17 protein-coding genes are annotated in these 20,743 nt (G+C 60.9%); 10 read left to right on the forward strand and 7 right to left on the reverse strand.

Translation table 11 applies throughout. From position 1 onward, the window contains the following. Positions 1-116: 116 nt before the first annotated feature. On the reverse strand, positions 117-1,601 hold the full coding sequence (locus tag J3P93_RS16555; RefSeq protein WP_434589686.1) for an NCS1 family nucleobase:cation symporter-1: 1,485 nt from the start codon (positions 1,599-1,601) through the stop codon (positions 117-119). A 624-nt stretch (positions 1,602-2,225) separates the two neighbouring features. Here J3P93_RS16555 and hydA point away from each other — a divergent pair. The 3 genes from hydA to preA all read left to right on the forward strand — a co-directional run bounded on the left by hydA (position 2,226) and on the right by preA (position 6,474). Next, positions 2,226-3,665, forward strand: a complete 1,440-nt coding sequence (gene hydA / locus J3P93_RS16560; protein ID WP_434589688.1) for a dihydropyrimidinase — start codon at positions 2,226-2,228, stop codon at positions 3,663-3,665. Between the two features lie 166 nt (positions 3,666-3,831). Further along, the gene (locus tag J3P93_RS16565; RefSeq protein ID WP_434589691.1) at positions 3,832-5,199 is read left to right on the forward strand and encodes an NAD(P)-dependent oxidoreductase; all 1,368 of its coding nucleotides are present in this window, start codon (positions 3,832-3,834) and stop codon (positions 5,197-5,199) included. Further along, positions 5,200-6,474, forward strand: a complete 1,275-nt coding sequence (gene preA, locus J3P93_RS16570; RefSeq protein ID WP_434589693.1) for an NAD-dependent dihydropyrimidine dehydrogenase subunit PreA — start codon at positions 5,200-5,202, stop codon at positions 6,472-6,474. It abuts the gene before it with no gap. A gap of 233 nt (positions 6,475-6,707) precedes the next feature. Here preA and J3P93_RS16575 read toward each other — a convergent pair whose 3' ends face one another. The 3 genes from J3P93_RS16575 to J3P93_RS16585 form a co-directional block, all read right to left on the reverse strand. Continuing rightward, on the reverse strand, positions 6,708-7,328 hold the full coding sequence (locus tag J3P93_RS16575; RefSeq protein WP_090282838.1) for a TetR/AcrR family transcriptional regulator: 621 nt from the start codon (positions 7,326-7,328) through the stop codon (positions 6,708-6,710). A 185-nt stretch (positions 7,329-7,513) separates the two neighbouring features. Then, a complete protein-coding gene (locus J3P93_RS16580) occupies positions 7,514-8,656 on the reverse strand; it encodes an HlyD family secretion protein (protein ID WP_434589696.1) in 1,143 nt (380 codons plus the stop codon). Then, on the reverse strand, positions 8,653-10,308 hold the full coding sequence (locus J3P93_RS16585) for an MFS transporter (RefSeq protein WP_434589698.1): 1,656 nt from the start codon (positions 10,306-10,308) through the stop codon (positions 8,653-8,655). Before J3P93_RS16585 ends, J3P93_RS16580 begins: the two co-directional genes overlap by 4 nt. Before the next feature lie 351 nt (positions 10,309-10,659). Between J3P93_RS16585 and J3P93_RS16590 the strand changes: the two genes are divergently transcribed. From J3P93_RS16590 to J3P93_RS16615, 6 genes are all read left to right on the forward strand, one after another. Then, positions 10,660-11,955, forward strand: coding sequence for an OprD family porin (locus tag J3P93_RS16590; RefSeq protein WP_434589701.1), 1,296 nt, complete (start codon positions 10,660-10,662; stop codon positions 11,953-11,955). Between the two features lie 420 nt (positions 11,956-12,375). After that, positions 12,376-13,200 (forward strand): NAD-dependent epimerase/dehydratase family protein, encoded by an 825-nt coding sequence (locus tag J3P93_RS16595; RefSeq protein WP_434589704.1) that lies wholly within the window; start codon positions 12,376-12,378, stop codon positions 13,198-13,200. A 30-nt stretch (positions 13,201-13,230) separates the two neighbouring features. Continuing rightward, entirely contained in the window at positions 13,231-14,124 is an 894-nt protein-coding gene (locus tag J3P93_RS16600; RefSeq protein WP_434589707.1) for an SMP-30/gluconolactonase/LRE family protein, read from the forward strand. Between the two features lie 60 nt (positions 14,125-14,184). Next, positions 14,185-15,159, forward strand: coding sequence for a TRAP transporter substrate-binding protein (locus J3P93_RS16605; protein WP_203421660.1), 975 nt, complete (start codon positions 14,185-14,187; stop codon positions 15,157-15,159). Between the two features lie 76 nt (positions 15,160-15,235). Beyond that, on the forward strand, positions 15,236-15,763 hold the full coding sequence (locus J3P93_RS16610) for a TRAP transporter small permease (RefSeq protein WP_203421659.1): 528 nt from the start codon (positions 15,236-15,238) through the stop codon (positions 15,761-15,763). Further along, positions 15,763-17,043 (forward strand): TRAP transporter large permease, encoded by a 1,281-nt coding sequence (locus J3P93_RS16615; protein ID WP_434589710.1) that lies wholly within the window; start codon positions 15,763-15,765, stop codon positions 17,041-17,043. Before J3P93_RS16610 ends, J3P93_RS16615 begins: the two co-directional genes overlap by 1 nt. A 45-nt stretch (positions 17,044-17,088) precedes the next feature. Here the strand turns inward: J3P93_RS16615 and J3P93_RS16620 are convergent, their stop codons facing one another. From J3P93_RS16620 to J3P93_RS16630, 3 genes are all read right to left on the reverse strand, one after another. Continuing rightward, entirely contained in the window at positions 17,089-17,889 is an 801-nt protein-coding gene (locus J3P93_RS16620; protein WP_434589713.1) for a sulfite exporter TauE/SafE family protein, read from the reverse strand. 9 nt (positions 17,890-17,898) lie between these two features. Beyond that, positions 17,899-19,143: an FAD-dependent oxidoreductase gene (locus tag J3P93_RS16625; RefSeq protein ID WP_434589716.1), complete on the reverse strand. Its 1,245-nt coding sequence runs from the start codon at positions 19,141-19,143 to the stop codon at positions 17,899-17,901. 164 nt (positions 19,144-19,307) lie between these two features. Further along, the gene (locus J3P93_RS16630) at positions 19,308-19,649 is read right to left on the reverse strand and encodes an ArsR/SmtB family transcription factor (RefSeq protein WP_093102455.1); all 342 of its coding nucleotides are present in this window, start codon (positions 19,647-19,649) and stop codon (positions 19,308-19,310) included. A gap of 91 nt (positions 19,650-19,740) precedes the next feature. On the opposite strand from J3P93_RS16630, the gene J3P93_RS16635 reads away from it, so the two are divergent. Then, positions 19,741-20,604 carry an MBL fold metallo-hydrolase gene (locus tag J3P93_RS16635; protein ID WP_434589720.1) on the forward strand — a complete coding sequence of 288 codons (864 nt, stop codon included), beginning with the start codon at positions 19,741-19,743 and terminating at the stop codon, positions 20,602-20,604. Positions 20,605-20,743: the final 139 nt, after the last annotated feature.

Consider the following 20,743-nt stretch of genomic DNA (forward strand, 5'->3'; position numbering starts at 1 on the left):
GTCTGTCAGGCCGCCATCGCTGGCAAGCCAGCTCCCACAGGTTTTGTGGTTGAACACACAATGTGTGTACGACTCAATCCTTGTGGGAGCTGGCTTGCCAGCGATGGGGCCCTCACTTACACCGCTGATTTAACGACCGAAGGCTGCGCGCGCAACACGCACAACCCGTAATAAATCAAACCGCCCAGCGCCGAGCCGGTGAACCAGCCGTAGCTGTAGAACCAGCTGAACGCATCGCTGCCCAGCGACAGCAAAGTCAGCAGCACCGGCACGCCGAAGGCGATGAACCCGGCGCCGTTCCAGGCCGGATACACGTCGTCGCGGTACAGGCCGGCAAGGTCCAGTTGCTGTTTCTTGATCAGGAAATAGTCCACCACCATGATCCCGGCGATCGGCCCGAGCAGGCTCGAATAGCCCAGCAGCCAGTTGGAATACACGCTTTCCAGGCTGACATCGGACACGATCAGACCGAGTTTTTTCAGCAGCTCATGGGCCATCAGCGCCAGGCCTACCAGACCGGTCAGCAACACCGCTTTGGTGCGGTTGATCACCTTGGGCGCGATGTTCTGAAAGTCGTTGGTGGGCGAGACGATGTTGGCCGCGGTGTTGGTCGACAGCGTCGCAATGATGATCAGCGCCATGGCCACCGCCACCCATACCGGGCTCTGGATGTGACCAATCAGCGTGACCGGATCCGACACGGTCACGCCGACCAGTTTCACCGACGCAGCGGTCATCACCACGCCGAGCGCGGCGAACAGAAACATGGTCAATGGCAGGCCGATGATCTGCCCGAGAATCTGGTCTTTCTGACTTTTGGCATAGCGGCTGAAGTCAGGAATGTTCAGCGACAGCGTGGCCCAGAAACCGACCATCGCCGTCAGCCCGGCGGCGAAGTAACCGACCACGCTGGCGCCTTCCGGACGCTTGGCCGGGATCGCCATCAATTCGCTCATCGACACATTGGGCATCGCCCAGACCAGCAGACCGATACCGACCGCCACCAGCAGCGGCGCAGACAGGGTTTCCAGCCATTTGATCGACTCAGCGCCGCGAATCACCACCCACAGGTTCAGCGCCCAGAACACCATGAAACCGATCACCTCGCCGGTGCCGCCCAGCGACTTCCAGCCCTCGAACACCGAGCCGAGAAACAGGTGAATCGCCAACCCGCCGAACATGGTCTGGATGCCGAACCAGCCACACGCGACCAGCGCGCGAATGAGGCACGGCACGTTGGAGCCGAGAATCCCGAACGAGGAGCGCAGCAGCACCGGAAACGGGATGCCGTACTTGGTGCCGGGGAAGGCGTTCAGCGTCAGCGGAATCAGCACAATGATGTTGGCAAACAGAATCGCCAGCAGCGCTTCACCGACCGTCAGGCCGAAATAGGCGGTGAGCACGCCGCCCAGCGTATAGGTCGGCACGCAGATCGACATGCCGACCCACAGCGCGGTGATGTGCCATTTGTTCCAGCTGCGTTCGTGCACCTTGGTCGGCGCCATGTCGTGGTTGTAACGGGGACTGTCGAGGACATCGCTGCCGGCTTCGAGCTCGAACAAGCCGTCGCGCTCGCTCACTTGCGATCTGATCTGTTGCATGGCCGCTCCACTGTTCTTCTGATTATTTTTGCTCATCAGGCGGCTGGCACACGCAGGTGCGAGCCGGACGATGGCCGGAGGAACTGACAACTTTCATGCACCGGCCATGGTGTCAGCGGCGGCATCAATAAACGTGCCGGGTACCCCGCTGGTGCATCGAGCCAATGCGTTAAACGCTATGCAACTTTCTGATATTCATCAGTTTTAATTATTTACCCGAGTGCCCTGCGGAAACTTGTCTGAGCGCTCAGGCTAAACGCTTGGCAAGTTGCTCGAACTGTCAGGACTCAATCTGGTGCACTGCACTTTTTTTTCTTGTGAGCGAACCGCTGCAGCTCAACTTCAAGCGGCTGATTTCACATAGGAAATCTTGCTCATATTTCCATCCTGTCAAGTGCGTCAAAATGGTGAACGGCCTCACCATTTTGGTGAATGATGTTTTTTATCGTTATTTTTCAGCGACTTAAAACGATTCTAAGCTTATAAAAAATATTCTTGCCCATTTATAAAATCGCGACTAGTTTCTATTCCTGACAGCCATGACAGGAATAAACCCTGCTGTGCTGAAGACCTATAAAACATCTAGAACCGACACCAGTCGGTCATGCCTGCGAGGAACTCGGAATGTCTCTGTTGATCCGTGGCGCCACCGTTGTTACCCATGATGAAAGTTATCGCGCCGACGTCTATTGCGCTGACGGCGTGATCAAAGCCATCGGTGCCAACCTGGATATTCCGGCCGGCGCTGAAGTGCTCGACGGCAGCGGCCAATACCTGATGCCCGGCGGCATCGATCCGCACACGCACATGCAACTACCGTTCATGGGCACCGTGGCCAGTGAAGACTTCTACAGCGGCACGGCGGCGGGTCTGGCGGGCGGCACCACGTCGATCATCGACTTCGTGATTCCCAACCCGCAGCAGTCATTGATGGAGGCGTTTCATCAGTGGCGCGGCTGGGCGGAGAAATCCGCTTCCGACTACGGCTTCCACGTCGCGATCACCTGGTGGAGCGAGCAGGTCCGCGAAGAAATGGCCGAGCTGGTCAGCCACCACGGGATCAACAGCTTCAAGCATTTCATGGCCTACAAGAACGCAATCATGGCCGCCGACGACACACTGGTGGCGAGTTTCGAGCGCTGTCTGGAACTCGGCGCGGTGCCGACCGTGCATGCGGAAAACGGCGAGCTGGTCTATCACCTGCAACGCAAGCTGATGGCCCAGGGCATCACCGGGCCAGAAGCGCATCCGTTGTCGCGGCCGTCGCAAGTCGAAGGCGAAGCGGCGAGCCGGGCGATTCGTATCGCTGAAACCCTCGGTACGCCGCTATACCTGGTACACGTCTCGACCAAGGAAGCCCTCGACGAAATCACCTATGCCCGCAGCAAGGGCCAGCCGGTTTACGGCGAAGTGCTGGCCGGGCATCTGCTGCTTGATGACAGCGTATACCAACACCCCGACTGGCAGACCGCGGCCGGTTACGTGATGAGCCCGCCGTTCCGCCCGCGCGGGCATCAAGAAGCGCTGTGGCATGGCTTGCAGGCCGGCAACCTGCACACCACCGCCACCGATCACTGCTGTTTCTGCGCTGAGCAAAAAGCTGCCGGGCGCGATGACTTCAGCAAGATTCCCAACGGCACGGCCGGCATCGAAGATCGCATGGCGGTGCTCTGGGATGAAGGCGTCAACAGTGGCCGTTTGTCGATGCAGGACTTCGTCGCCCTCACCTCCACCAACACCGCGAAGATCTTCAATCTCTATCCGCGCAAAGGCGCGATACGCGTCGGCGCCGATGCCGATCTGGTGCTGTGGGACCCGCACGGCACGCGGACGATTTCCGCCAAGACCCACCATCAGCAGGTGGACTTCAACATCTTCGAAGGCAAGACCGTGCGCGGCGTGCCCAGCCATACCGTCAGCCAGGGCCGGCTGGTCTGGGCCGACGGCGACCTGCGCGCCGAACGCGGCGCCGGGCGTTATATCGAACGGCCGGCGTATCCGGCGGTGTTTGATTTGTTGAGCAAGCGCGCTGAATTGCACAAGCCCACAGCGGTGAAACGCTGAAAGCGGCCTTCGGCCTATCGCTGGCAAGCCAGCTCCCACAAGGTTTTGTGAACGCCATAGATCCCTGTGGGAGCTGGCTTGCCAGCGATGAGGCCATCACAAGCACCACAAAAACCACTGCCCGACAGAGGCAGAAAAACCTCAAATAACCGTGAGGCACACCACCGTGATCGACTCCCTGAACCACCTCCCCCACCCGCACGAAAGCGCGGCTGCCCTCGCCGGGCATTTCACCGATCTGGCGCCGCCGCTCAATGCCAGGCAGGCGCACCTGGAAGCTTCGCGCTGCCTGTATTGCTACGACGCGCCGTGCGTCAATGCGTGCCCGAGCGAGATCGACATTCCCTCGTTCATCCGCAATATCCATCAGGACAACGTGCCTGGCGCGGCGCAGAAAATCCTTTCGGCGAACATTCTTGGCGGCAGTTGCGCGCGGGTCTGTCCGACCGAGATTCTTTGCCAGCAAGCCTGTGTGCGCAACAACGCCCAGGAATGTGCGCCGGTGCTGATCGGCCTGCTGCAACGCTACGCGGTCGACAACGCACACTTCACCGAGCACCCGTTCCAGCGCGCCGCCGCCAGCGGCAAACGCATCGCCGTGGTCGGTGCCGGGCCGGCCGGTTTGTCCTGTGCGCATCGCAGTGCCATGCACGGGCATGACGTGGTGATTTTTGAGGCGCGGGACAAGGCTGGCGGCCTCAACGAATACGGCATCGCCAAATACAAACTGGTCGACGATTACGCGCAGAAGGAACTGGATTTTCTCCTGCAGATCGGCGGCATCGAAATCCGCCACGGGCAGAAACTCGGCGACAACCTGACCCTCAGCGAACTGCATCAACAGTTCGACGCGGTGTTCCTCGGCCTGGGACTCAACGCCAGCAAGCAGCTCGGCCTGGCCCACGAAGATGCGCCCGGCCTGCTCGCCGCCACCGATTACATCCGCGAACTGCGCCAGGCCGATGACCTCACGCAACTGCCGCTGGCCGAGCGCTGCATCGTCCTCGGTGCCGGCAACACCGCAATCGACATGGCCGTGCAAATGGCCCGCCTCGGTGCGCGCGATGTGAATCTGGTGTATCGGCGTGGCGCCGCTGACATGGGCGCGACCCTGCACGAACAGGACATCGCCAAGGCCAATCAGGTGCGTTTGCTGACCTGGGCGCAACCAGAAGAAGTGCTGCTCGATGCTCAGGGCCATGTGCGCGGCATGCGTTTCGCCCGCACCGATCTGGTCGACGGACGCCTGCAAAGCACCGGCGAAACCTTCGAACTGGCCGCCGACGCGATCTTCAAAGCCATCGGCCAGAGCTTCGACGGCGGCGCCCTCGCCGACCCGCTGGCGCGTGAACTCAAGCGTCAGGGCGAGCGCATTCAAGTGGATGAAAACCTGCGCACCAGCATCCCCGGCGTGTATGCCGGCGGCGACTGCACCAGCCTCGATCAGGACCTCACCGTGCAAGCCGTGCAGCACGGCAAACTCGCCGCCGAGGCGATCAACGCGCAATTGATGCTCAACGTGGAGGCTGCGTAAATGGCCGATCTCTCGATAGTCTTCGCCGGCATCAAAGCCCCGAATCCGTTCTGGCTGGCCTCCGCGCCGCCTACCGACAAGGCCTACAACGTAGTCCGCGCCTTCGAGGCCGGTTGGGGTGGCGTGGTCTGGAAAACCCTCGGCGAAGACCCGGCGGCGGTCAACGTTTCCTCACGTTATTCGGCGCACTACGGCAATAACCGGGAAGTGCTCGGCATCAACAACATCGAGCTGATCACCGACCGCTCGCTGGAAATCAACCTGCGCGAAATCACTCAGGTGAAAAAGGCCTGGCCCGACCGTGCGCTGATCGTCTCGCTGATGGTGCCGTGCGTGGAGGAATCGTGGAAACACATCTTGCCGCTGGTCGAGGCAACCGGCGCTGATGGCATCGAGCTGAACTTCGGCTGCCCCCACGGCATGCCCGAGCGCGGCATGGGCGCCGCGGTCGGGCAGGTGCCGGAGTACGTCGAGCAGGTAACGCGCTGGTGCAAGACCTATTGCTCGCTGCCGGTGATCGTCAAACTGACGCCGAACATCACCGACATCCGCGTCGCCGCCCGCGCCGCACATCGCGGTGGCGCCGATGCGGTGTCGCTGATCAACACGATCAACTCGATCACCAGCGTCGACCTCGAACACATGGTCGCCCTGCCCACCGTCGGCAGCAAAAGCACCCACGGCGGCTATTGCGGCTCGGCGGTCAAACCGATTGCACTGAACATGGTCGCCGAAATCGCCCGCGATCCGCAGACTCAAGGCTTGCCGATCTGCGGCATTGGCGGCATCGGCAGCTGGCGCGATGCCGCAGAATTCATGGCGCTGGGCAGTGGCGCGGTGCAGGTGTGCACGGCGGCGATGCTTCACGGTTTCCGCATTGTCGAGGAGATGAAGGACGGCTTGTCGCGCTGGATGGACAGTCAGGGTTACGCCAACATCAGTGAGTTTTCCGGGCGCGCGGTGGGCAATACCACCGACTGGAAATACCTCGATATCAACTACCAGGTGATTGCGAAGATTGATCAGGAGGCGTGCATCGGTTGCGGGCGGTGTCATATCGCTTGCGAAGACACCTCACACCAGGCGATCGGCAGCTTGAAGCAGGCGGACGGCACACATAAATACGAGGTGATCGACGACGAGTGTGTCGGCTGTAACCTGTGCCAGATCACCTGTCCGGTGGCGGACTGCATCGAGATGGTACCGATGGACACGGGCAAGCCGTTTCTCGACTGGAATCACGATCCGAGGAATCCGTATTGTGTGGCTGTCTGAATCGGGGGCTGATCCTCAAAGCCCCTCACCCTAGCCCTCTCCCAGAGGGAGAGGGGACTGATTGGGGGATGCTGCAAAATTGCGCCGACCTGTTACCGATCGTTCCCACGCTCTGCGTGGGAACGATCACGCAACCACCGCAATCGCTAGCAGGGCTAGCTCCCACAGTTGAAATACGATCCCCTGTGGGAGCTAGCCTGCTAGCGATGACGTCGGTGGCTTCACCGAAGGCCTCAAGGCTCCAGCCCGATCCCGCGCAAGATCACACTCGTCACCGTCTGCACCGCCCGCTCGAACTGCATGTCCGACAGCGGCTGATGCTCGTTCAGGATATTCACCTGATGATCGAAGTCGGCATAGTGCTGGGTCGAGGCCCAGATCATGTACAGCAGGCTCGACGGTTCCACCGGCAGAATCCGCTTGTCTTCGACCCACTGGCGAATCTTCGCTTCCTTCATTTTCGCCCAGTCATACAGGCTGGCATCCAGCGCCTCGCCCAGCGTCGGCGCGCCATGGATGATTTCGTTGGCCCAGACTTTCGAGCCGTACGGGCGGCTGCGCGAGTGGTTCATCTTGGCACGGATGTAACTGCTGAGCACAACGCGCGGGTCGTCGAACATTTCGAAGCACAGCGCGTCCTGCTTCCACACTTCGAGCAGGTCGAACAGCACCGCGCTGTACAGCTCGCTTTTGGTCGAAAAGTAGTAATGCAGATTGGAACGCGGCAGTTGCACCTCGGCGGCGATATCGGCCATGGCGGTGCTGCCGAAGCCTTTTTCGGCGAAGACTTTTTCCGCCGCCAGCAGGATTTTCTCGACGTTACTGCGGCGAATTTCGATCTTGTGATTGCCCATGTGGGCTCCCTGACGACAGCGTTGGCCAAGACTAGCATTCGCTTGCAACTGATGGAAAACCCGCGCCCCACACCATCCCTTGTAGGCCTTCGCCTGCTCGCGATTGCGGTGTGTCAGTGACAAACAGGGCGACTGACACACCGCAATCGCGAGCAGGCGAAGGCCTACATTGGAAAATGTGTGCATCAATGCGGTTGTGTGTCGCCCGCCGCGGTATCAATGCTGACCACCACCGACATACCCGGCCGCAACCGCTCCTCTTCCTGCTGATCCGGATCGATGGTGATCCGCACCGGCACGCGCTGGGCGATCTTGACGAAGTTGCCGGTGGCGTTGTCGGCCTGCAGCAAGGCGAATTCGGAACCGGTGCCCGGCGAAATATGCTGCACATGCCCGGTGAACTTGCGGTGGTTCAACGCATCGACAGTGAAGCGCACCGGTTGCCCGACGCGAACGTTGTCCATCTGGGTTTCCTTCATGTTGGCGATCACCCATTTCTGCTCCGGCACCAGCGCCATCAACTGTGCCCCGGAGTTGACGTAAGCGCCGAGGCGCACGCCGATCTGCCCGAGCTGGCCGTCGCGCGGGGCGACGATGCGCGTGTTCGACAGGTCGATCCGCGCCAGTTGCACTGCTGCTTCCGCGCTGGCAACGGCGGCCTCCAGTGAGCCGCGATTGACGATCACGGTTTGCAGGTCCTGGCGGGCGATTTCCAGGTTGGCCTTGGCTTGCGCCACGGACGCGGTGCTTTGCGCATTGGCAGCGAGGGTCACGTCGAATTCGCGCTTGGACACCGAGCCGTCGCTGACCAGATCCTTGTTGCGGCGCAGATCCGCCTCACTCTTGCGCAACTGCGCTTCACTGTCGGCGAGCACCGCCTGACGCAGCTTGATTGTCGCCTCGGCGCTGTTGCGTTGCTGCACCACGTTGGCCAGCGCCGCGCGCTGCACCGCCAGTTGCGCCAGCGCCTGATCGAGGCGCTGCTGGTAGATCCGGTCATCCAGACGCACCAGCAGATCGCCGGCCTTCACGTATTGAAAATCCTGCACCGGCACTTCGAACACATAACCGCTGAGCTGTGGCCCGATGATCGTCACCTGCCCGCGAATCAATGCGTTCTCGGTGGTTTCGACCGCGCTGCTGAACGGCGGCAATTGCCAGGCGTACAGCACGATCAGCACGCCGACGATGGCAATCGCGGCAAAGCCCAGTGACGAAATGATGCGTACGCGCAGCGAGCGCGGCGCGGTGTTTGGCGATGACGGCGGCGTCTGCCCTTCAGGCGTGGCGGCAATGGCGTTGGTAGTTGTGGTGGTCGGTTCGGTCATGAAGAAGTGGCACCGCTTGTTGGTACGGAAGGCGTCGGTTCGATGGCTTTGGTGGTGCTCATCAGCCACAACGCGCGAATCGAAAGCCAGATCATGGTCAGTACCGCAATGACCGCGATCAGCATGAAGACATCGTTATAGGCCAGCACGTTCGCTTCGCGTGTCGCCGCATTGGCGAGGCTGCGGATGCCGACCAGGTTGCGCAGGCCGGGGTCGGCGAAAAATCCGCCGTAGGCCGCCCCGCCACTTTGCACGCGCGCCGCCACCAGCGGATCGGACATCACCAATTGCTCGACGATGTGGCTGGAATGGTACTTCTCGCGCACGATCTGAAAGGTCCCGAGCAACGCCGCGCCGAGCAGCCCGCCGAGGTTGTTGCAGATCCCGAACAGCACGGAAAAGCTCACCAGATTGCGCGGATTGGTCAGCACGTTGCGCGTGCCGAAGACCATGGTCGGGCCGAGAAAGAACGTACTGCCGAACGCCAGCAGGAACTGGCTGAAATACATGTTTTGCGGGCGCGTGATGTTGCTGGAAAAACTGTCCATCACCGACCCCGTGGCCATCAGCGCCAGGGAGATGATCAGCGGCATCAGCAAGTGTTTCGGGTCGATGGTCAATGCGCTGGTTGCCAGCCCGGCGATGCTGCCGATCAGCATCACCACGTACAGACTGTGCAGTTGCTCATAGCCCATGTTCAGGTTCTGCATGAACCCGACTGCGCCGGTGGATTGTTCCGAGGTCACCATGCGAATCAGGGTCACCGCGAGCGCCAGGCGGATCATCGTTCCGCTGCCCAGCCAGCGCGTCATCAGCAACGGGTTGCTGCGGTTGTGCTCGATGGCCAGGCCCATGATGATCAGCGCGATTGACGCCGTCAGGGCGATGCCGATCCAGTCGGCTTCCAGCCACCAGTCGATGCGTCCCAATGACAACACCGCACAGAGCAGGCCGACGCCGGTGGCGAGAATGGCGAAGGTCAGGAAGTCGAGTTTTTCGAAGGTCTTGAAGCGGTCACCCGGCGGCAACTTGAGCAGCAATACGCAGCCCAGCGACAGCAGCGCCATGCCCAGTTCGAACAGGTACAAACCGCGCCACTCGGCAATCTGCAACAGGTCTTCAGAGAACAGCCGTGCCAGTGGCAGCGCCAGTTGCGAGGTGCCGAGGCCGAGCACCAGCGCCTTCAGCCGCCACTTCGCCGGGAACGCCTGAACCATGTAATACAGGCCCAGCGAACTCAGCGCCGCGCCGACCATGCCGTGCGCCGCGCGCACCGCTATCGCCGAATTCAGGTCGTTGACGAACAGATGCCCAAAGGTCACCAGTGCATACAGCACCAGAAACACCTCGGTGAACGCACGCAAGCCGAACTGCTGACGAAACTTCACCAGCAGCAGGTTCATCGACACGTTGGTCATCACGAAGGCCGCTGGCAACCAGGCCATTTCCGCCGTGGTCGCGCCAAGCGAGCCTTGCAGATAAATCAGGTTGGCAACCACCAGCGAATTACCCAAACCGCCGGTCACCGCCACCAGCACACCGACCAACGCATAGGCCAGGCGCTTGCGGTTGGAGTGCAACGGTGTCGAGGGCGAACCGGGCAGGCTGGGCTTCTCGTGCGGCTGCCATTGGCGCGGGGCGTATTTATCCATGGATCGGCCTGGTGCTGGGAGTGAAGGAAGTTTGCCGCAATTCAACGGGTAATACACTTATCCGTAGGCGGAACAAAACCCTGTGGGAGCTGGCTTGCCAGCGATGAGGCCGGCAACTCCAGCCTTTGCGGCAGCTGACAAATCGCTCTCGCTGGCAAGCCAGCTCCCACAGGGGTTTATGCCTGATTCGAAATTACGACAGACTTCTACAGGGTGTCGTTCCTGCCAACCCCGAGTCATCGTATAACTTGCTGTTGACAATCCCCGAAAATATGGGAAATATCCGCATCGATGTTGTACGACGACGTATGACAAATAATAAAAACAACAAGCGAATCTGGGAGCGTCACAGTGAGCACACTCGCCCGCAATTCCGTCCGCCCTTCACCTGTTTCCAATTTCAAACCGCGTTCGACCCTCAGCCTGATCGGCTGCAGCAGTCTGGCCCTCGCCCTGCCAATGAGCGCCGATGCCGAAGGCTTTCTCGATGACAGCAAAGCCACGCTGAACCTGCGCAATGCCTATTTCAACCGCAACTTCGTCAACCCGGCCAACCCGCAGGGCAAGGCTGAAGAGTGGACGCAGAGCTTCATTCTCGATGCCAAATCCGGTTTCACCCAGGGCACCGTCGGCTTCGGCCTCGACGTGCTCGGGCTGTATTCGCAAAAGCTCGATGGCGGCAAAGGCACCGGCGGCACGCAACTGTTGCCGATCCACGATGACGGGCGCCCGGCGGACAACTTCGGTCGCCTCGGCGTTGCGCTGAAAGCCAAGGTGTCGAAGACCGAATTGAAAGTCGGCGAATGGATGCCGGTGTTGCCGATCCTGCGTTCCGACGACGGTCGTTCGCTGCCGCAAACCTTCCGCGGCGGGCAGATCACGTCCACCGAGATCAATGGCTTGACCGTCTACGGTGGCCAGTTTCGCGGTAACAGCCCGCGCAACGATGCGAGCATGGAAGACATGTCGATGAACGGCCGCGGCGCCTTCACTTCCGATCGCTTCAACTTCGGCGGCGGCGAGTACACCTTCAACGACAAGCGCACCATGGTCGGCGTGTGGTACGCCGAGCTGACCGATATCTATCAGCAGCAATATTTCAACCTCAGCCACAGCCAGCCGCTCGGCGACTGGACCCTGGGCGCCAACCTCGGTTTCTTCACCGGCAAGGAAGACGGCAGCGCTCAGGCCGGCGATCTCGACAACAAGACCGCGTTTGCCATGCTCTCGGCCAAATACGGTGGCAACACCTTCTACGTCGGCCTGCAGAAACTCACCGGTGACGATGCCTGGATGCGGGTCAACGGCACCAGCGGCGGTACCCTCGCCAACGACAGCTACAACGCCAGTTATGACAACGCCAAGGAACGCTCCTGGCAGCTGCGTCACGACTACAACTTCGTCGCCCTCGGCATCCCCGGTCTGACCCTGATGAACCGCTACATCAGCGGCGATAACGTGCACACCGCCAGCACCAACGACGGCAAGGAATGGGGCCGCGAATCGGAACTGGCCTACACCGTGCAGAGCGGCCCGCTGAAAAGCCTCAACGTTAAATGGCGCAACGCGACCATCCGCCGCGACTTCAGCACCAACGAATTTGACGAGAACCGGATTTTCATCAGCTACCCGATTTCGTTGTTGTAACGGTTGACACGTTCACGCACCTCCACTGTGGGAGCGGGCCTGCTCGCGAAAGCTTGAAGTAAGCGGGAGTGATTTTTATTGCTCAAGCGGGCCCCATCGCTGGCAAGCCAGCTCCCACAGGGTCTTGTGGCGAATAGAAAGGTTGGAGCCGGCTCGGATTATTGTGGGAGCTGGCTTGCCAGCGATGGCGACGGCAGATTCGGCAGAAATGAACTCTGACACACCGCCTTCGCGAGCAGGCTCGCTCCCACAAGGGGATTGCATTGCAAGGCGGGTATCAGGGGTTCAGAAAAATGATTCGGCCCTTCCGTCATCTACACCAAAAGTCGCGTTGACAAGTTCCCGGAACCCTACCGATACTTCAGCGCAGTCATACGACAACCTACAACAAACCTAATAACAATGTGTTCAGGGATTGCCATGACGTCTACCTCTACTCCGCGCGCTCCATTCAATCGCCTGCTGCTGACCGGCGCTGCCGGTGGCCTGGGCAAAGTCTTGCGCGAACGCCTGCGTCCTTACGCCAATGTGCTGCGTTTGTCCGATATCGCCGCCCTCGCCCCGGCCGTCGATGATCACGAAGAAGTCGTACTCTGCGATCTGGCCGACAAACAGGCCGTGCATCAACTGGTCGATGGGGTCGACGCGATCCTGCATTTCGGCGGTGTCTCGGTCGAGCGCCCGTTCGAAGAAATCCTCGGCGCCAACATCAGCGGCGTGTTTCATATCTACGAGGCCGCCCGCAAGCATGGTGTGAAGCGGGTGATCTTCGCCAGCTCCAACCATGTCATTGGCTTCTACAAGCAGGACGAAAAGCTCGACGCCAGCTCCCCGCGCCGCCCTGATGGCTACTACGGTCTGTCCAAGTCCTACGGCGAAGACATGGCCAGTTTCTACTTCGATCGCTACGGCATCGAAACCGTCAGCATCCGCATCGGTTCTTCGTTCCCGGAACCGCAGAACCGCCGGATGATGCACACCTGGCTGAGCTTCGACGACCTCACGCAACTGCTCGAGCGTTCGCTATACACGCCGAACGTCGGTCACACCGTGGTCTACGGCATGTCCGACAACAAAGACTTGTGGTGGGACAACCGCTACGCCAGCCACCTCGGTTATGAAGCCAAGGACAGCTCGGAAGTGTTCCGCGACAAGGTCGAAGCACAACCGATGCCAGCAGCCGACGACCCGGCGCGAATCTACCAGGGCGGCGCCTTTGTGGCGGCCGGCCCGTTCGGCGACTGATCCCCGCGACCACGACACGAGGTAATCAGTATGCAAGCCGAATTGATCGTCGATGCGCGCAACGCTGTGGGCGAAAGCCCGGTCTGGGTCGCCGAGGAAAACGCCCTGTACTGGGTGGACATTCCCAACGGCGGGCTGCAACGCTGGAGCGCCGACAGCGGGCACGTGGCGTCGTGGAAAGCGCCAGAAATGCTCGCCTGCATCAGCCGCCACCGCAGTGGTGGCTGGGTGGCCGGCATGGAAAGCGGTTTCTTTCGCCTGCACTCGCACAGCGACGGCAGCCTCGACAGCGAATTGCTCGCCAGTGTCGAACACAGCCGCGCGGACATGCGCCTCAACGATGGTCGCTGCGACCGTCAGGGGCGTTTCTGGGCCGGCAGCATGGTGCTGAACATGGGCCTGAATGCGCCTGAAGGCCGGCTCTATCGCTACGGCGCCGGGCAGTCCGGGGTGATCGAAGCGCAACTCGACGGTTTCATCGTGCCCAACGGCCTCGGTTTCAGCCCGGACGGCAAGATCATGTACCTGTCGGATTCGCATCCCGACGTGCAACTGATCTGGGCGTTCGATTACGACACCGAGACCGGCACGCCGTCGAATCGCCGGGTGTTTGTCGACATGAACCACTTCCCCGGCCGCCCCGATGGCGCCGCCGTGGATGCCGAAGGGTGCTACTGGATTTGCGCCAACGACGCCGGACTGATTCACCGTTTCGCCCCGGACGGTCGTCTGGATTTTTCACTGGAAGTGCCGGTGAAGAAACCGACCATGTGTGCCTTCGGCGGCAGCGACATGAGCACCCTGTTTGTCGCTTCGATTCGCCCCGGTGACGACCACGATCCGCAATCCCTGGCCGGTGGCGTGTTCGCCCTGAAGCCCGGCGTCAAAGGCCTCGCCGAACCGCTGTTCAACGATTTGCTTTAAACCCTCTGCTGCACCGCTGCGCCTTGAACACAAAAATAACAAGACTGGAGACTCACCCCCATGAATTTCAAACGCACCTTGCTCGCCGCTGCACTCCCGCTGATGTTCACCTTCGCCGGTGCCGCTCAGGCGGACATGAAACTGAAATTCGCTGACATCCACCCCGACGGCTACCCAACCGTGGCGGCCGAAAAGAGCATGGGCAAAACACTTGAAAAGGAAACCAACGGCGAGCTGACTTTCCAGTACTTCCCGGGCGGTGTGCTGGGTTCGGAAAAGGAAGTCATCGAGCAGATGCAGGTCGGCGCGGTCCAGCTGTCGCGCGTCAGCCTGGGGATCGTCGGCCCGGTGGTGCCGGACGTGAACGTGTTCAACATGCCGTTCATCTTCCGCGACCATCAACACATGCGTAACGTCATCGACGGTCCGGTGGGCGACGAGATCCTCGACAAGATCACCAACTCCGAATTCGGCCTGGTGGCCCTGGCCTGGATGGACGGCGGCACGCGCAACATCTACACCAAAAAACCGGTGCGCAAGCTCGAAGACCTCAAGGGCATGAAAATCCGCGTACAGGGCAACCCGATGTTCATCGACATGATGAACGCCATGGGCGGCAACGGCATCGCCATGGACACCGGCGAAATCTTCAGCGCCCTGCAGACCGGCGTGATCGACGGCGCGGAAAACAACCCGCCAACCCTGCTCGAACATAACCACTTCCAGAACGCCAAGTTCTACAGCCTGACCGGTCACCTGATCCTGCCAGAGCCGATCGTGATGTCGAAAATCACCTGGGAGAAACTCACCCCGGATCAGCAGACCCTGGTCAAGAAAGCCGCCAAGGCTGCCCAGGCTGAAGAACGCGTGTTGTGGGACAAGAAGTCCGCTGCCAGCGAAGAAAAACTCAAGGCCGCCGGCGTCGAGTTCATCACCGTCGACAAGAAACCCTTCTACGACGCCACCGCTCCGGTACGCGAGAAGTACGGCGCGAAATACGCTGACCTGATCAAGAAAATCGAAGCCGTTCAGTAACGCCCCCGCTCTATACTCCTGAAAAAAGGCCCGGCGCGCCTGCTGTTCAAGGCGCGCCCGGTTACGGTGGAACCCGATGAAGAATCTGCTGCTGCGTATCAACGACAAGATCTACATGACGTGCATCTGGGTCGCCGGCCTGTCTGTCCTGGCAATCTCCCTGATGATCCCCTGGGGCGTATTCGCCCGCTATGTGCTCGGTACCGGTTCGAGCTGGCCGGAGCCTACGGCGATCCTGCTGATGATGGTGTTCACCTTCATCGGCGCCGCCGCCAGTTACCGCGCCGGTGCGCACATGGCCGTGGCCATGCTCACCGACCGCATGCCGCCGCAGATGAAATCCGCAGCGGCGATTTTCTCCCAACTGCTGATGGCGGCGATCTGCATTTTCATGACGATCTGGGGCGCCAAGTTGTGCATGTCCACCTGGAACCAGTTCATGGCCGCCCTGCCCGACCTGAGGGTTGGCGTGACCTACCTGCCGATTCCCGTGGGCGGCTTGCTGACGCTGATTTTCGTGCTGGAAAAACTCTTGCTCGGTGACCAGAGCAAACGTCGGGTCGTGCAGTTCGACCTGGTTGAAGAAAGTGAAGGTACCGCTTAATGGACGCTCTGATTCTGCTGGGCAGTTTTATCGTATTGATCCTGATCGGCATGCCGGTCGCCTATGCGCTGGGCGCTGCGGCGCTGATAGGTGCGTGGTGGATCGACATCCCGTTCCAGGCGGTGATGATCCAGGTCGCCTCGGGGGTGAACAAATTCTCCCTGCTGGCGATTCCGTTCTTCGTCCTGGCCGGGGCGATCATGGCCGAGGGCGGCATGTCGCGGCGCCTTGTGGCGTGTGCCGGGGTGCTGGTGGGTTTCGTGCGCGGAGGCCTGTCGCTGGTCAACATCGTCGCTTCGACGTTCTTCGGCGCGATCTCCGGCTCCTCGGTAGCGGATACCGCCTCGGTGGGTTCGGTGCTGATTCCGGAAATGGAACGCAAGGGCTATCCGCGCGACTTCTCCACCGCTGTAACCGTCAGCGGTTCGGTGCAAGCCCTGCTGACCCCGCCAAGCCATAACTCGGTGCTCTACTCGCTGGCCGCCGGCGGTACGGTGTCGATTGCCTCGCTGTTCATGGCCGGCATCGTTCCGGGTCTGATGATGAGCGCGTGCCTGATGGTGCTGTGCCTGATCTTCGCGAAAAAGCGCAACTACCCCAAGGGTGAAGTGATCCCGATGCGCCAGGCGTTGAAAATCGTCGGCGAAGCAATGTGGGGCATGATGGCCATGGTGATCATCCTTGGCGGCATCCTCTCGGGCATTTTCACCGCCACCGAATCGGCGGCCATCGCCGTGCTGTGGTCGTTCTTCGTGACCATGTTCATCTACCGCGACTACAAATGGAGCGAGCTGCCGAAACTGATGCACCGCACCGTGCGGACGATTTCGATCGTGATGATCCTGATCGGTTTCGCCGCCAGCTTCGGCTACATCATGACCCTGATGCAGATCCCGGCGAAGATCACCACGATGTTCCTGACCCTGTCGGACAACCGTTACGTGATCCTGATGTGCATCAACGTCATGCTGCTGTTGCTCGGCACAGTGATGGACATGGCGCCGCTGATCCTGATCCTCACGCCGATCCTGATGCCGGTGATTCTGGGAATCGGTGTCGACCCGGTGCAGTTCGGCATGATCATGCTGGTCAACCTGGGGATCGGACTGATAACACCGCCCGTGGGAGCCGTGCTGTTCGTCGGTTCGGCGATCGGCAAAGTCAGCATCGAAAGCACCGTGAAAGCGCTGCTGCCGTTCTACGGTGTGCTGTTCCTGGTGCTGCTGCTGGTGACCTACGTGCCGGCCATTTCCCTGTGGCTGCCGCACCTGGTGTTGTAAACCGCTGACCCATCGCAGCCCGGGCCGGGCTGCGATGGTTTCACCTCAGGCCCGCAGCAACATGTACCCCGCCACCACGACACAGACACTGGCAAACCCGACCTGCAAGGCCCGCGCCGGCACCCGCGCACAAAGTTTGCGGCCGATGATCATGCCGACCACGCTGGCGACAATGAACGCCGCGCCCTGGCTGTCGATTCGCACTCCGGCGTGAAACGCGCCGATCACACCCATCGCCGAAATCAGACTGATCACCATCAAAGACGTAGCGACGATGCCGCGCATCTGCACGTCGGTCAGTTGCTTGAACGCCGGCACGATCAGAAAGCCGCCACCGACCCCCAGCAAGCCCGAGACCACGCCCGTGACTGCGCCCAGCGCGGCCAGGGTCGCGGTGCATTTGGCGGTCCAGTCGAAACGCCCGGTCTGCTCATTGAGCATGCAGTTTTTCTGGCCCCAACTGGCGTGGCCATGATCGCTCGGCCCGGCTTGCTGACGGTCTTTTCTGAACATCCGCCAGGCAACCATGACCATTAGCAGGCTGAACAGAATCATCAGCACCTTCTCCGGCAACTGATGCGCGAAATAGATCCCCAGTGGCGAAAACACCGCGCCTAATGCCGCAATCAGCAACGCGGCGCGATAGCGCACCAGGCCATGGCGCAAACCGTCGACAGCGCCGACCGCCGCCGCGCTGCCCACCGCAAACAGCGCCACCGGCGCCGCTTGCGTCATGCTCCAGCCGAGCCCCAAAACCAGCGCCGGCACCGCGAGGATCCCGCCGCCAGCGCCAGTCAAACCGAGCACCAGGCCCATCACCACGCCAAACACACTTGCCAGCCACATAAGGTTTTCTCAGTCGACCCTGGACAGGCTGGTCAGCCATTCGCGGCCCTTGAGCATGCCGTTCCAGTAGAACCACGGCAGCAGCGTCGCCTTCAGCCACCACGCCGAACGGCGTGCGACGGTCGGGTCCAGCGCAAAGGTCGGCAGCAGTTTTCCGCCATAGCCGAACTCGGCCAGAATCACCTTGCCCTTCTCCACCGTCAGCGGGCAGGAACCGTAGCCGTCGTACTTCAGCGGTAGCGGTTGCTGCTGGCGTGCGGCCAACAGATTCTGCGCGACCACCACGACTTGCTTGCGCACCGCCGCGGCGGTTTTCGCGTTGCTGGTGCCGCAAATGTCGCCCAAGGCGAACACCTCGGCAAAGCGCGGATGTTGCAGGCTGTGCGGGTCGACTTCGCACCAGCCAGCCGCGTCGGCCAGCGCACTGTGCGCAATGAAGTCCGGCGAAACCTGCGGCGGTACGACATGCAGCAAGTCGAAGGTTTTCGCCACACGGCTGACGTTGCCCTCGGCATCCTTGATCTCGAACCAGGCGGTCTGCGCCGGGCCGTCGACTTTCACCAGATTGGAGTTGAAGGCCAATTGCGCGTTGTACTTTTCGATGTATCTCATCAACGGCGGGACGAACGTCGCCACGCCGAACAGCGCCGCGCCGGCGAGGTTGAATTCAACATCGATGTTGTTCAGGACCGCGTGTTTGCGCCAGTGATCGCAGGACAGGTACAAGGCCTTTTGCGGCGCGCCGGCGCACTTGATCGGCATCGCCGGCTGGGTGAACAGCGCCTTGCCGCCACGCAGTTTTTGCACCTGATCCCAGGTGTATTGCGCATGCTGATAGCTGTAGTTGGAGGTCACGCCGTGCTGGCCAAGGCTGTCCTGCAGGCCTTCGATTTTCTCCCAGGCCAGACGCAGGCCGGGGCAGACGATCAGGTTCTGATAGCTGACGGTGCGCTGATCGTTGAGCGTGAGTTGACGTTGCGCCGGGTCGATTGCTGTGACTGCCGCCTGCACCCAGGTTGCTTGCCGGGGCATGACATTGTTCATCGGCCGGGCGCTGTCCTTGACATCAAAGGCGCCGCCGCCGACCAGTGTCCACGCCGGCTGGTAATAGTGATGGGTGCTCGGCTCGATCACGGTGATGTTCAGCGCCGGATCGCGCTTGAGCAGGCTGGCGACAACTGCAATACCGGCCGAACCGCCGCCGATGACCACAATATCGGCACTGATGGATGGGCCCCAGTGTTGATCGTTCATTGCTTGTTCCTTTTGCTGCACGCAAGGATTTCTGGCCTTCACACAAATCCCTTGTAGGAGTGAGCCTGCTCGCGATGGCGGTGTATCAGTCAAGGAATGTGTTGGCTGACCTACCGCTATCGCGAGCAGGCTCACTCCTACAGGGGGCGTGTCATGGCTGGCATTTATTGATGGCCCAGGGTTTTGAGCACCGCTCCGCAATAAAGCCCGGACAGGGTCTTCATCACCTGAATCACTTCGTGGCTGGCGAGGCCGTAAAAAATGTACTTGCCTTCACGACGGGTCGCGACGAGTCCCTCGTCACGCAGGATGCCCAATTGCTGGGACAGCGTCGGCTGGCGCACGCCGGTCATGGTTTCCAGTTCGCCGACATTGCGTTCGCCCTGGGTCAGTTGACACAGGATCAACAGACGATCCTCATTGGCCAACGCCTTGAGCAGCGCGCAGGCCTTGGAGGCCGAGGCGCGCAGTTGGGCGACTTCACATTCGGTCAGACTGGATTGCATTTGCACGAGGCCTTCAAGGTCACTTAAGCTGCGAACATTATGTTTTTAGATAAAGTGTTGCAACCCATTTCCCCGATTCAGGTTGATGACCATGCCCGCGCAGATTGAAGCTTTCCTCGACCCCGCCTCCTCGACCTACAGCTATGTGGTCTACGAAACGGACGGCGGCGAATGCGCGATCGTCGACCCGGTGCTCGATTATGACGGCGCCGCCGGACGCACCGGCACCGTGCAGGCAGACAGGATCATTGCCTTTGTCGAAACGCATCGATTGCAAGTGCAATGGCTGCTGGAAACCCACGCCCACGCCGATCACCTCTCCGCCGCGCCGTATCTGCGGCAGAAGCTGGGTGGGAAGATCGCCATCGGCGCCGCGATCAGCCAAGTGCAGAACGTGTTCAAGACATTGTTCAATCTGGAGCCGGAGTTCTCGGTCGACGGTTCGCAGTTCGATCATCTGTTCGCGCCGAACGAGTCATTTCGCATCGGCGATCTCAAAGCCACCGCCCTGCACGTGCCCGGCCACACCCCGGCCGACATGGCCTATCTGATCGACGGCGAGCAGATTCTGGTCGGCGACACACTGTTCATGCCGGATGTCGGCACGGCGCGCTGCGACTTCCCCGGCGGCAATGCCCATCAGCTGTTCGGGTCGATCAAAAAGCTGCTGGCCTTCCCCGCCAGTGTGAAGCTCTACGTCTGCCACGACTACCCGCCCGAAGGCCGCGCCGCGCAGTGCCAGACCACGGTCGGCGAGCAGCGCAAAAGCAATATCCACGTGCATGACGGCATCGACGAAGCGGCATTCGTCGAGATGCGCACCCGCCGCGATGCCGGCCTGGGCATGCCGACGCTGTTGCTGCCGGCGATTCAGGTCAACGTCCGCGCGGGCAATCTGCCGGCGGCGGAAGACAATGGCGTGGTGTACCTGAAGATTCCGCTCAACAAACTCTGACCCCTAGTCAGGCGCCTTAAGTCTGATCGTTCCCACGCTCTGCGTGGGAATGCCGCCAGGGACGCTCCGCGTTCCGCCTCAGGAAGTGACGCAAGCGTCATGGGATGCATTCCCACGCAGAGCGTGGGAACGATCGGCG

Source organism: Pseudomonas sp. R3-57, from assembly GCF_051132065.1.
GTDB lineage: Bacteria > Pseudomonadota > Gammaproteobacteria > Pseudomonadales > Pseudomonadaceae > Aquipseudomonas.